At 44.6% G+C, this 14,233-nt stretch carries 8 protein-coding genes; 7 read left to right on the top strand and 1 reads right to left on the bottom strand.

The window, feature by feature from the left end; translation table 11 throughout:
- Nucleotides 1–153: 153 nt before the first annotated feature.
- Nucleotides 154–1,578 carry an arabinose isomerase gene (locus IM792_RS19530; protein WP_194103597.1) on the top strand — a complete coding sequence of 475 codons (1,425 nt, stop codon included), beginning with the start codon at nt 154–156 and terminating at the stop codon, nt 1,576–1,578.
- A 4-nt stretch (nt 1,579–1,582) separates the two neighbouring features.
- Here IM792_RS19530 and IM792_RS19525 read toward each other — a convergent pair whose 3' ends face one another.
- Nucleotides 1,583–2,164, bottom strand: a complete 582-nt coding sequence (locus IM792_RS19525; RefSeq protein ID WP_194103596.1) for a sigma-70 family RNA polymerase sigma factor — start codon at nt 2,162–2,164, stop codon at nt 1,583–1,585.
- Between the two features lie 254 nt (nt 2,165–2,418).
- Here IM792_RS19525 and IM792_RS19520 point away from each other — a divergent pair, with 254 nt between their 5' ends.
- From IM792_RS19520 to IM792_RS19495, 6 genes are all read left to right on the top strand, one after another.
- Nucleotides 2,419–3,582, top strand: a complete 1,164-nt coding sequence (locus IM792_RS19520) for a FecR domain-containing protein (RefSeq protein ID WP_194103595.1) — start codon at nt 2,419–2,421, stop codon at nt 3,580–3,582.
- Nucleotides 3,583–3,796: 214 nt separating this feature from the next.
- Nucleotides 3,797–7,099, top strand: a complete 3,303-nt coding sequence (locus IM792_RS19515) for a TonB-dependent receptor (protein WP_194103594.1) — start codon at nt 3,797–3,799, stop codon at nt 7,097–7,099.
- Between the two features lie 13 nt (nt 7,100–7,112).
- Nucleotides 7,113–8,909, top strand: coding sequence for a RagB/SusD family nutrient uptake outer membrane protein (locus IM792_RS19510; protein WP_194103593.1), 1,797 nt, complete (start codon nt 7,113–7,115; stop codon nt 8,907–8,909).
- An 82-nt stretch (nt 8,910–8,991) separates the two neighbouring features.
- Nucleotides 8,992–10,200 carry a glycoside hydrolase family 99-like domain-containing protein gene (locus IM792_RS19505; protein ID WP_194103592.1) on the top strand — a complete coding sequence of 403 codons (1,209 nt, stop codon included), beginning with the start codon at nt 8,992–8,994 and terminating at the stop codon, nt 10,198–10,200.
- Between the two features lie 82 nt (nt 10,201–10,282).
- Nucleotides 10,283–13,282: a glycosyl hydrolase gene (locus IM792_RS19500; protein ID WP_194103591.1), complete on the top strand. Its 3,000-nt coding sequence runs from the start codon at nt 10,283–10,285 to the stop codon at nt 13,280–13,282.
- Nucleotides 13,283–13,309: 27 nt separating this feature from the next.
- A complete protein-coding gene (locus tag IM792_RS19495) occupies nt 13,310–14,194 on the top strand; it encodes an AraC family transcriptional regulator (protein WP_194103590.1) in 885 nt (294 codons plus the stop codon).
- The last annotated feature ends 39 nt before the right edge of the window (nt 14,195–14,233 follow it).

The raw sequence follows: 14,233 nt of genomic DNA, 5'->3' as shown, positions 1-14,233 counted from the left end.
GCTTGCCCGTTTTTTTATGGGTCTATCTAAAGTATATTGCAGATATTCATCATACAACAAACAGCAAAATGTGCAACTGTATGATCAAATCCGACAAACAATATACCCGCGCCAAAACTTATTTTTGGGTACAATTATAAACCGCTATTAGTTATGAGTAAAATAAGGGTTGGCCTGTTTGGTATAGGCCTTAAAGCATATTGGGAACAATTTGACGGATTGGAAAAACGCCTGAAAGAATACGTTGATCAGGTAGCTGAAAGATTAAACCTGTATTCGGCCGAAACTATTAATGTTGGTTTGGTTGATACACCCGAGCTGGCCTTTGCAGCCGGCGACCGTTTTAAGGCTGAGGATGTAGATATTATATTTTTGTACGTTACCACTTACGCGCTGTCTTCTACAGTATTACCGGTTGTCAGAAAAGCGAAGGTTCCGGTTATCATACTCAACCTTACACCATTAAGCAGGATAGATTATACATCTTTTAACCAACTGAATAACAGAACAACCATGACCGGCGAGTGGCTGGCATTCTGTTCGGCCTGCCCGGTGCCCGAGATAGCGAATGTTTTTAAGCGAAGTAAAATACCGTTCTATCAAATTACCGGCATGCTTGAGGGCGACGGGCATGTTTGGGATGAGGTTGAACAATGGATAGATGCCGCCCGCGTTAAACGAACCATGTACTATAACCGCTTGGGGGTAATGGGTAATTACTACAATGGTATGTTGGATATTTACACCGATCTCACCCTGCAATGTGCTGTATTTGGCGGCCATATCGAGATAATTGAAGTTGACCATCTCTCTGCCATGCGCGAAGCGGTGACCGACGAGCAAACCAATGAAAAACTCCGGGAGATAAATACCTGGTTTGATGTACAGCCTGATTGTCCGGAAGATGAATTAGTGCGGGCCGCTAAAACCGCGGTTGCTTTAGATCAGTTGGTTGAAACCTATCAGCTGGGTTCATTAGCTTATTATCACCGTGGGGTAGGTAATGCCGCTAACGAGAATACCATGACCTCGGTAATCCTCGGCAATTCATTACTTACCGGCCATAATGTGCCGGTAGCGGGCGAGTACGAAATTAAGAATGCCCAGGCCATGAAAATAATGGACAGCTTTGGAGCTGGAGGGTCATTCACGGAGTATTACGCGATGGATTATGAGGATGATGTAGTTTTAATGGGGCACGATGGCCCATGCCACCCCCGCATAGCCGAGGGGAAAATAAAGGTTAAGCCGCTGCAAGTATATCATGGTAAAGTAGGTAATGGCCTTTCGGTCGAAATGTCGGTCAGCCACGGGCCGGTTACCCTTTTTTCGGTAGTTGAAACCGGCGATGGTTCGCTATTCTTTTTAGTGGCCGAGGGCGAATCTGTTGCAGGGCCGATACTTGAGATTGGTAACACCAACAGCAGGTACAAATTCCAGATAGGGGCACGTAACTTTGTGGAAGCCTGGAACCAGCAAGGCCCGGCGCACCATTGTGCCATTGGTAAAGGCAGGCTGGCATCAAGGTTAAAAAAGCTGGGCGATATTTTAGGTTTGCAAACGGTACAGGTGTGTTAGTAGTTTACGGATTCTTCATTAGCAGTAACACCAGCACAGCTATCTTACTCAAATTAACCCGCAGGTATTTTAGCGCTACCGCTAACTGATTTTCAACCGTGTGTTTGCTGATGCCCAACTGCTCGGCAATTTCGGTATTGGTTAGCTGTTTTACCTTGCTCATGTAAAATATTTCGCGGCAACGTTTAGGTAATTCTTGCAGGCATTCGTTTAAAATGTTGGTGCTATCGGTTTCGTTTAGTTTTTCATCTCCTTTATTATACACTACACTAAGCGGAGATATTTTACTTTCATCTAATTCAATAAAAATGCTTTTGGCAGCTTTTAAGCGTCGGTACACCTCATACCGGGTTGATGAATTTAAATAGGCCGCAAAATTTTTGATGTCGAGCGTATGCCGCTTGTTCCATATCAATACAAACACTTCCTGCACCACTTCCTCGCTGGCATCGGCATCCTTTAAATAATATAGGGCGGCCTTATACATTCGCAGCCAGTAACGATCATAAAATTCGGCGAATGCCCTGTCATCGCCTGCCAGAATATCGTGCCACAGATCCTCGTCGCTTCGAAATATCTTCGCCATCGTTAATTAATTAGGTGCCAATATTTTATTGATGAGATAATTGGAGTTATCATCATCAGGTTTATAATTGCACTAAGGCAATATGAAATACTAAATGTATTTGCTAATTGGTTTATCCAGCCAATATAAATCTCTTTTATCAATTTGGTAACCCCATCTATCCTGACCGTAATTGGGTCGATAAAAAAACTATAAAAAAGTATGGGAGGTTTTTATCCGCATATACTCTATAGGTAAAAACCAATTATAGTTTTATGACCCAAGAGGAGTACCTGCGGCTTTACAAAAGGTATTTGGCAGGCATAGCCACACCCAATGAGATAGCTTTATTAGATAATTATAAAGATGAATTTGATATTGATCGGTTTGATGATAAACCATCAATACCCGATCAGGACACTGTAAAAACCCGCATCTACCAGCGAATAGAAAGCAGGATGGAGCTACCGCCAAATGCAACCCGACCTGTGCGCAGGCTTTGGTTATGGTCAGCCGCTGCTTCTATATTACTGCTAATTGGCATTGGCTTCTTTTATACAAGTAAGCTTAAAAGCAAGGTAAACAGCGTTCCCGTAAAAATCACTAAGGTTAATCAAGCTATTGTTCCGGGTACTAACAGAGCCATACTGATACTTGATAATGGTACAAGGGTTGATTTGAACGACGCCACGAAGGGCCGCATAGCACAATCCGGTAATACAACCATCAATAAACTAAACAATGGCCGCTTACAGTATAATAACGAGGGCAGATCTTCGGCAGGTAAAAGCGATGCAATTGCTTATAACACCATCATAACCCCTCGCGGTGGCCAATACGAGGTAATGCTTCCGGATGGAACTTCGGTTTGGTTAAACTCGGCATCATCATTAAAATACCCGGTAGCTTTTGCTGGGAGTGAGCGCCATGTAGAGCTTAATGGCGAAGCTTACTTTGAAGTAGCTAAAGATAAGAATATGCCGTTCACCGTAAATTCTGGTAATGTAAACATCAGGGTTATTGGTACTCATTTTAACATCGCCGCCTATGATGATGATCCATCAACCAAAACAACCTTGCTCGAAGGTTCGGTTAAATTGAGTACCGCCAATGAAGCCGTAGTGCTTACACCCGGGCAACAGGGCGTTGCCGAAAATGGCAGCCACAACATAACTACCAAAACCGTTAATGTGCAGGATGCTATTGCCTGGAAAAACGGCTATTTCTCATTCAAAAAGGAAAACATACAATGTGCCATGCGTAAAATTTCGCGGTGGTATGATGTAGATGTAGTGTACGATGGCAAGATAAGCGATAAGCTGATAAGCGGCTCGGTAACGCGCACACAAAGTATTACCGAAATGCTTAGCTATCTGGAAACTATTGGTATAGCCAAATTTAAAATAGATGGAAGGAGGATCATGGTAAAAGCTAACTAACCCAACTTGTTTTTAATGAAATGACCATGATGAAATCTAAATCAGGAAGCGTCGTTACCGCTCCCTGATCGATCAGCGCTATGCACTGCATAAGGTCAAATCTCAATTCTCTTACAAACCGATTATTATTTAACCTAACATTCAAATGTATAAAGAATTTACTAAAGTTCTCTGCATGCCTGTGCGCGGCAGGGGCCCTAACTTACTGTTGACAATGAAATTAACATTTGTTATTTGTCTACTGTTTTTTATGCAGGCATCGGCAACAAGTCTTGCGCAAAAAATAACGCTCCATGTTAAAAACCTGTCGTTCGATAGATTATTGGATGAGATAACCCGGCAAAGCGGTTATCATTTTCTTTATGAGGATCAACTACTCAGCCAGGCTAAACCCGTTACCATCAACGTGCGCGATGCTGCTTTGGGCAAAGTACTTAATGATTGCTTTGCCGATCAGCCTTTTAGCTATGTGGCCAACAATAAAAATATACTTATTGTAGCCCGCAAAAAACCGGCAGCTAATGAGCCGGTAAGCAAAGCCATAACTGTTACAGGTGTGGTAACTGACGAAAAAAATCTGCCCTTACCCGGCGTAAGCGTAACGGTAAAGGGTACCACTATTGGTACCGTTACCAATAAAGATGGTGCCTATTCGCTCGCCCGGGTTGAGCCTACAGCTACTTTGGTTTTTAGCTTTTTAGGCTACACCAGTAAAGAAGTTGTGGTTGAGGGTAAAACACAAATAAATGTAAGCCTGCAACCGTCAGACAATAAGTTGAACGAGGTGGTGGTAGTGGGTTACGGTACGCAAAAAAAGGCAACGTTAACGGGTTCGGTAGCCTCGGTAAAGTCAGAGGATATTACCGCGGCACCGGTAGCCAGTACAATCAATTCGCTGGCGGGGCGTTTGCCGGGTTTGGTATCGCAACAAACAAGCGGCCAGCCGGGTGCCGATCAGGCCAGCATTAGCATACGTGGTTTTGGTGGGGCCATATGGATAGTTGATGGTGTGGAATCTGATTTTAACAATATCGACCCTAACCAGATAGAAACCATCAGTATTTTAAAGGATGGTGCAGCCTCAATTTATGGTGCACGCGCGGGTAATGGTGTAGTGCTGGTAACCACCAAGCGCGGTAAAGAGGGGAAGCCTGATATAACCATCAACTCATCATATACCTTACAAGGTAACACCATCATGACCGACCCGGTTAACTCAGGTCAATATGCCGAGCTTACCAACCTTTTTTACGCCAATCAGGGTAAGCCGGCGCAATACACCCAGGAGCAAATAGATAAGTTTTACGCGGGTAATGATCCCGCCTATCCTAATACCGATTGGAAAAAGATAGCCATGCGTACATGGGCACCTCAAACCCAGCAAAACCTATCAGTACGTGGCGGTAGCGATAAGATCAAGTATTTTGGATTTATAGGTTATATGGATCAGGGTGTGGTTTGGAAAAATAATGGCGGTGGTTATAAAAGATATAACCTGCAATCAAACCTCGATGCTAAAATAAATGATGATCTGTCGATACAATTACTAATATCAGGCGTTGATGAGGCCAAGTCAGAAACCGAACGCCGTCAGTTTGCCGGTGGTGGCGTATGGGGCGATCTTTGGAGTTCATTGCCTATCTATCCGTCAACCTTGCCCGATGCATCTAAAAATTCGTACGCCAACGCGCTTGGGGTAGGTAGTGTATTGCTATCAAGCGATCAGGAGATATTTGGCTACAGCAAAAACAATACGCAAAATTACAAAGGCACCTTTATAGCCGATTATAAGATACGCGCGGTTGAGGGCCTCAGTGCCAAGGCATTTATTAACTACGATAAAACCTACATCACACAAAAAAACTTTACAAAACCCTATAGCTTTTACACTTACGATTATTCAACGGATAAGTACACCCTTGCCGGCTCGTTAGGCACGCAGGCCAAACTTATTTACCAAACTACCCAACGGCGAAATATAACCAGCCAGTTATCACTTAATTATGATAAGGTGCTTGGTGGCGATCATCATATTACCGCGCTGGCGCTGTACGAGTTGATAGATTATAACACCAATTACATTTTGGCCGGGCGCGATAATTTTTTGACCCCAGCTGTTGATGAGCTGTTTGCCGGTGCGGTACAATCAAGCCAGGCAAACAGTTACTCTACCGAGATGGGGCGTGCAAGTTATGTAGGCAGGTTAAACTACTCATATAAAGATAAGTACATTATTGAAACCAGCCTCCGTGCCGATGCTTCTGCCCGATTCCCCAGTAACAGTCGCTGGGGGTATTTTCCGGGTGCTGCCTTGTCGTGGCGTTTAGGGCAGGAGGAGTTCCTCAAAAAAATCAAATCTATTGATGAGTTAAAGCTGCGCATGAGTTACGGTAGCTCGGGTTTAGATAATGTTGGCGATTTTCAATACCTTACCGGTTACCAGTTTAACGGGCAGTGGCTAATTGGTAATGGCACACAGGTAGGTATAGTATCAACCGGATTACCCAACCCCAACCTTACCTGGCAAAAGATCAGTATATACAACGTAGCTACCGATTTCTCTTTTTGGAACAGGAAGCTATTTGGTACAGTTGAGGCGTTTTACCGTACCCTATCGGGCATACCGGCAACCAGGCTGTTATCATTACCAAGCACATTTGGCGCGGGCTTACCGGCCGAAAATCTGAACAGCCAAAACAACCGTGGCTTTGAATTAAACTTAGGTACCAGCGGCAACATAGGCGAGTTAAGGTACGAGGTATCGGCAAACCTATCATGGTCGCGTGCTAAATGGGTACATTATGAGGAGCCGGTGTATACCGATGCTGATCAGATACGCCTGAGCCAGGTATCAGGCCGATGGACCGATGTTACCTTTGGTTACGTGTCTGACGGGTTGTTCACTAACCAGCAGGAAATAGACAATTTGCCATTTACCTATCCGGGAGGAAACGCCGCACTGCGCCCGGGTGATGTAAAATATGTTGATATTAACGGCGATGGTAAGCTCGATTTTCGCGATCAGCAGCAGATAGGCACCAGCACGGTACCCAACTGGATGACAGGTGCCACCATCAACCTGAAGTATAAGAATTTCGACCTGCAATCACTATTACAAGGCGCTTTTAACTATTACAGCAACACCAATTTACTAAGGGGTAGCCTCAATTATTCAAAAGCCTATTACGAGAATATGTGGACAGAGCAAAACAACTCTGCCAATGCCGCAGCACCCAGAATTGCAGGGGCGGCGACCAATGGCCTACAGTCCGACTATAATTTTAAGAAGGCCAGTTATTTGAGGTTGAAAACCCTGGCTATAGGCTATTCGTTACCGGTAGCGTTGTTAACCAAGGCAAAGGTGCGTAACCTGCGCCTGTATCTGGCAGGTACAAACCTGTTCACCATCAACCCGCTCAAAAAATATTACGTTGACCCAGAAGCGCCTTCGGGCCAGGCCGGGTATTACTATCCGCAGCAACGCACTATCTCATTTGGTTTGAATCTTACCCTCTAACATTAAAAAGATCATGAAAAAAATAGTATCATTAATCGTTTTGATCAGTTTGGGCGCATGTTTTTCGTGTAATAAACAGGTGCTTGATAAGCGTCCGCTTAATATAATCTCAGATGCGGATGTATTTAACGATCCGGCTCTTGTTAACGCCTATCTTACTCAAATATACTATGGCATGCCTGTTTTGGGTAATGATTGCAGCGCTAACGGCCCTTTTGAGGGCGACGGAAGCTGGCACGCGTTCGATATCAATGATGTATCTGACGAGAGTTTCCCACAGTTCAGAGATTGGAATCCAAGTACAGCATTCATGTTTAAATATGGCAACCTAAACATTAATGGAGGGCTGCTTGATTGGTGGGGTTACAACACTATCCGCAACATCAACCAGTTTCTTGAAAAGCTGCCATCATCACCACTGCCTGCTACCGATATTACATCAAAAATGGCCGAGGCGCGGTTTTTAAGAGCATTCTGTTATTTTTCGATGGTTAAACGTTATGGTGGCATCCCGCTGATAACCAAAGTGCAGAGTGCCGATGAGCCCGAAGAAACACTTTACCCCGTACGTGCAACCGAGCAAAGTATTTACGATTTTATTATTGCCGAGATAGATGCCTGCGCTAACGATCTGCCGGAGGTTATAAGTGCCGAGAATCTTGGTCGCCCGTCAAAATATGCCGCGCTGGCACTAAAAAGCAGGGCAGCGCTGTACGCAGCCAGCATAGCCCAGTTTGGTACCGTAGGGTTAAATGGGATAGTGGGTATACCCGCGTCATTAGCGCAATCATATTACCAAAAATCGTATGATGCATCGCAGGCTATAATCACCAGCGGTAAATACGCGCTTTACAATGCTGATGTAAACAAGTCAACCAATTTTCGCAACATATTTTTAGTGAAGAACAACAGTGAGGTGATCTTTGCCAAACGTCACGATAACGTTAACCAGGACGCGGGCGGAAACGGTTGGGGTGTCGACTTTTTTAATTGCCCAAGGCCGCAAGCCTGGGCTCGTGGATTGTACGAACAATCATACCTTGAGTTTGCCGAATCATTCGAGATGGTTGATGGTTCATCGGGTAAGTTGGATCGTGATGCCCTGCAAGGCAAAATACTAACTACCGAGGAGTTATGGGGCGATAGGGACCCGCGCTTTTTTGCTACGTTCTACACTCAAAATACCAGCTGGAAAGGTACCAGGCTTGATTTTCATGCGGGTATACGCCTGCCCGATGGCTCTATCAGAACGGACGGCGCGTACAACGGCATACCAGCCACAGGTGAGCAGGATTACCAGGGTACAGGTATTGGTGTTTTAAAATATCTGGATGAGAGCCACGATAATATGGCCGGTGCAAACAGCGGATGGGCAACTTCAGCGCAGGACTGGCTGATATTCAGATACGCCGAAATTTTACTTAACAATGCCGAAGCCGCCTATGAGTTAGGTAATATTGCCGAAGCCACCAGCGCTGTTAACCAGGTGAGGAGTCGTGCCGGTATCGCAACCCTGGCCGCCGTTACACGCGAACAGATACACCATGAACGCAAGGTCGAGCTGGCGTTTGAAGGCCAGCGCTATTGGGATGTACGAAGATGGCGCACCGCTGTTAATGATCTGTCTGTACGCTGGTCGGGTATCCGTTATATACTGGATGGAGCCACCGGTAAATACATGGTGCAATTCATTAATAATGTTGATGGTTCATCGCGCATTCCGCAGTTCAGAACCGAGAACTATTATTTGCCGCTTACCAATGCCCGTACATCTAATAACCCTAAATTGGTTGAAAATCCCGGCTATTAATTTATGCAACCCATCAAACCGGCAGACAGCTAACAGCCTTGCCGGTTTGATCATTATACAACACTATTGCTATTTATAAACTATGAAAAAACTATTCATCATTGGTCAATTATTTATTACGGCCGTTGCCTTTATCGCTTTTACCGGTACGGATGTATTGGCGCAAAAAGGCTCATCAAAACAAAAGTACGATGTAGCTGCCTTTTACTGGCCGGGTTATCACCCCGAACCAAGGTTTAAGGATATTGGCGTTTTCCCGGACGGAAAAGGAGAGTGGGAGGCGATCTACAAGGCCAAACCTAAATTTGAGGGCCACGAACAACCCCTGGTACCACTTTGGGGATACGAGAATGAAGCCACTCCAAAAGCAGCTCAGAAAAAGATTGCAGCGGCCACAAAGTATGGTGTCAACGTTTTTATTTTCGATTGGTATTGGTATGATAATAAGCCCTTTTTAGAGGGTGCGTTGAATGATGGTTTTTTGAAGGCTCCTAATAATACCGATATGAGCTTTTACCTGATGTGGGCCAATCATGATCATAACTCATACCTTGACCCGGCCAATCCCGACAAAACCAAGGTGTACTGGAAAGGTGGCGTTGACCGCGCTACGTTTGATGGCATGATAAAACACATCATTAACGACTATTTTAAAAAGAAGAACTATTACAAGATAAACGGCGAGCCGGTATTCAGCATTTACGAGCTCTCCACCTTTATTAATGGCCTCGGCGGGGCAAAGCAAGCTAAGGAAGCACTTGATCATTTTAAGGAAGAAACAATTAAAGCAGGCTTTCCGGGCTTGCATCTTCAGGCTATTTTGTGGGGCAATATTCCATCAACACTTGATGCCGTACCCGGCGATAAATCACAAACACAAAACTCAACCATTGAATACTTCGGCTTTAAAAGCATGACCAATTACCAATGGGTGCATTTTACATCGCCTGCCGGTAATTATGTTGATTGGGGCAAAAAGGCTATATCGCAATGGGCCGTTTGGGATAAAACTTTCAGTATTCCTTACTTTCCGCACGTATCAATAGGCTGGGATAATAACCCTCGTTTCCCAACCACTACCCAGTCCTTTGTTAAGGATATCAATCCTACTGATTTTAAAAATTATTTGGAGCAGGCTAAAGATTACCTCAAGGCACATCCTAAACAACCTAAGCTGATTACAATAAACGCCTGGAATGAGTGGGCTGAAGGCAGTATGCTCGAACCTGAAAAGAAATATGGTTATGGTTATCTGGAGGCGGTAAAAAAAGTATTTCTGCAACCCGATTAATAAGTAAATTAAGAGCTACCAATTTATTAAGTATGCCGTCATCACTTTTATTAGGCGATGGCGGCATGCAACACTGCCATTTATGATGAAATTTAAGATCAAATTATTTACCACTGCATGCTGCCTTTTATGCTACGTAGCAGCGCAAGCACAGATAAAAAACCTGAAAGCCAACTTCGCCAGCCCCGGTAACGCCTATAAGCCCGGCGTGTACTGGTATTTTATGGATGGCAATATTACTCAGGAAAGCGTTAAGCGCGATCTGGTATCAATGAAGGCTGCCGGTATTGGGAGCGTTTTGTTTTTAGAAGTAAACGTAGGTATACCTCAAGGTAAAATAGAGTTTTTGAGCGATAGATGGCTGTCGATACTTTCGTACATGTTTAGCGAAGCTAAACGGCAGGGTATCAGTATATCATTAGGTATAGGCCCGGGGTGGCAGGGAGCCGGTGGCCCCTGGATAAAACCCGAAGAATCAATGCAAACATTGGTAGCCAGCGAAACCATAGTATCTGCCGGTGAGCGTAATGCGGTGGTATTGCCCGTACCAGCCGAGCCTAAACCTTATTTTGGTAATGATGGCCTAACCGCCCAAATGCAGCAACAAAGGGAGCTGTATTACAAAGATGTGGCAGTTGTGGCTATCCCGTTAAATGATGCAAAGCCATTGAAAGGATATAAAGAAAAGGCGCTTTATTACCGCGGGCCTTTTTCATCTACAGATACTGTTAGGCCAAATATCCCGATGGAGGAATTAACCGGCGGGACGGACGGCATCAACACCAAAGATATTATTGTGCTTACCCAAAAAATGGATAGCTCGGGCAGGTTAAACTGGAAGCCGACCAGGGGCAAATGGAAGGTGTTGCGTTTTGTGAGCCGTAATAATGGCGCTGTTTCGCGTCCGGCGCCATTGCCCGGTGTTGGTTTTGAATCGAACAAAATGGATACCGCGGCCATAAAAAAGCATCTGGATATTTATGTAGGCAAGATATTGAAAGACTACCAGTTTGATACAAATGCCGAGGGCGGTTTGAAAGCCTTGCATATTGATAGCTGGGAATCAAGCTCGCAAAACTGGACGCCGGCTTTTATAGCGGAGTTTAAAAAGCGCCGCGGGTACGATCCGGTTAAATACCTGCCTGCTTTTAACGGGCACGTTATTGGCAACACGGCCGTGAGTGAGCGCTTTTTATGGGATGTTCGCCTTACACTTCAGGATATGATATTTGACAACCATGCGAGCTATGTTAAGCGTTACGCGCACAATAAAGGGTTAAAATTATCCATCGAACCTTATGATCTTAATCAAACCTCGGATATTGATCTGGGGAGTTTTGCCGACATACCTATGGCTGAGTTTTGGAGTAAGGGATATGGCTATAATACGGCATTCAGCGCTGCGGAGGCTTCTTCTATTGCTCATGTAAATGGCAACAGTGTGGTTCAGGCCGAATCATTTACCGCTTTACCTACCGAGGGCTGGAAACAACACCCGGCATCAATGAAAGATCAGGGCGACTGGGCTTTTGCAGCGGGTATCAATAAGTTCTATTTCCACACGTTCACCAATCAGTTTTTGCCCGACTCGCTAAAGCCCGGCGCAACCATGGGGCCTTTCGGTGTGCATTGGGATAGCGGACAAACATGGTGGTCAATGGTGCCGGCTTATCATAGTTACCTTAGCCGTTGCCAATACCTGCTGCAACAAGGCCGAACAGTAGCTGATATACTTTACCTAACCCCCGAGGGCGCTCCGAATGTTTTTTTGCCACCACCTTCAGCCTTGACCCGCGATACTATTGGCGACAGGAAAGGATTTAATTTTGATGGTTGCACAGGTACACAATTGTTAAAAGCCTTTGTGCGTGGTAACGAAATACAGTTTCCGGGCGGAGCATCGTACAAAATATTAGTGCTTCCGGCTATTAAAACCATTACGCCCCAGTTGCTCATTAAAATTGAAGAACTAATAAAAGCCGGAGCCATTGTGATAGGGCAAAAGCCGGAAATATCGCCCAGCCTGGTTGGTTATCCGCAATGCGATCAGCAGGTAAAAGAAATAGCTAACCGCATTTGGGGCAGTGCACCAGCTACCACCAGTGTGCTGAACCGTACCTATGGCATAGGTAAAATTATAACCGGCGGGCAATTGCTCGAATTGGATGGAGGCTTATATCCGCATTACGATGCTACCTCAGCAGTGCTTGCTAAAATGGGTTTTGCCGAAGATTTTTCAACCGATGCCCCGGTAAGGTATACACACCGCACGGCTGCCGACTGGGATATTTATTTTTGCGCCAATAGCTCCGATAAACCTATTACGTTTGATGCCCGCTTTCGGTCGGCAAAGGGAGCGCCTGAAGTTTGGAATGCCATTGATGGTACCATTAAACCCGTAAAATATTTTACGCAGGATGCAGGCTCAACAACAATTAATCTTTCGTTAGATGCGCATGAGAGTTGTTTTGTGGTGTTCTCAAGCGATAATAAAGGGACACAAAACCCCGGCAAGTTATTAACTCGTACAGATGCCATTAAGGATCTGAGCACTAACTGGCAAGTTGCTTTTGATACCAAATGGGGTGGACCGGCAAAAATTGATTTTAAGGAGCTCAAAGATTGGTCGACCATGGAGAACCAAGGCATCAAGTATTATTCGGGTATAGCTGTTTATACCAAAGTATTCGATATTGATAAGGCTATGTATGCCGATAAGGGTAATTACTATTTAAACCTTGGCGAAGTAAAGAACATAGCGCGGGTAAAGCTAAACGGTAAAGATTTGGGTGTAGTTTGGACAGCGCCGTGGAGAGTAAATATTTCATCAGCATTAAAGCAAAAAAATAATGTGCTTGAAATTGAAATAGCTAACCTGTGGCCTAACCGCATGATAGGCGATGCGAAACTGCCTTATGATGGCCCCCAAAACGGCCAATGGCCTGATTGGTTGATCAACGGCAAACCACGGCCTACCAAGCGCCACTCCTTTGCCAGCAATACGGTTTACGATGCAAAATCAAAACTATTACCATCTGGGTTACTTGGGCCTGTTAACATTGTACAAATAAGCGGTGAATAGGGTTGCTGCCAACTAAATTGATACACCATGATAAATTACATTAAATACCTCCGGACTGACCGCAAGAATGATGACCTGGGCTTAAGTATTGTAAATACCGGCTGCACACGTATTAAGGTGGCCGACGAGTATCCCCTAAAGCGTCATCCTTTGCCGCATTGTTTTAATTGGGAGGATTGGCGGGTTTTGCAAGAGTATCAAATTATTTATATAGCAAAGGGTTATGGCTTGTTTGAATCGGAATCGGTTAGTTTAACCAGGGTTAAGCCGGGCACAATCATATTTCTGTTCCCTAACGAACGGCACCGCTACAAGCCCGATCACGACAAAGGTTGGGATGAATATTGGGTAGGCGTGCAGGGTAAAATGATAGACAGTTTGTATACCTCCGGTTTTATCAGGCCGGAGGTTGCTTGCTTTCAGGTTGGTTATAAACAACGTATACGTGATATGTTCAAAGCCATAATGGATGGTACCCGCAAAGAGCAGAAAAGCTACACACCCGCGGTTACCGGGGCCGTTATAAACCTGATACAGGAATATCATGCCGGTGTTAAGCAAAGCCAGGTGATGCATAGCACCGAATATAAAATGATGGATAAAGCCAGAGAATTGTTTAGCGCGAATCTGTATAAACCATATTCGCCGGAGCAGGCTGCTATCGATCTTAATTTAAGTTATTCCACATTCAGGCGATTATTTAAACTTCATTGGGGAGTGCCACCGGGTCAGTATTTTTTGCAACAAAAAATAAACAAAGCGGCCGGGTTAATTAAACAGGATAAGCTATTGATGAAGGAAATATGCGCCTTGTTGAATTTTGATTCGGTGCATTATTTTAGCAGGGTGTTTAAAGAGAAAATGGGCTGCACGCCCACTCAGTATCGAAATTATCCGATTGTGAAAACGTGAAAATTTTCTATGTTCCTGCTAAAAACTAATAGCGTTTTT

The organism is Mucilaginibacter sp. JRF (assembly GCF_015223065.1).
Classification (GTDB): Bacteria; Bacteroidota; Bacteroidia; order Sphingobacteriales; family Sphingobacteriaceae; genus Mucilaginibacter.
This window is presented reverse-complemented; position numbering and strand designations above follow the sequence as displayed.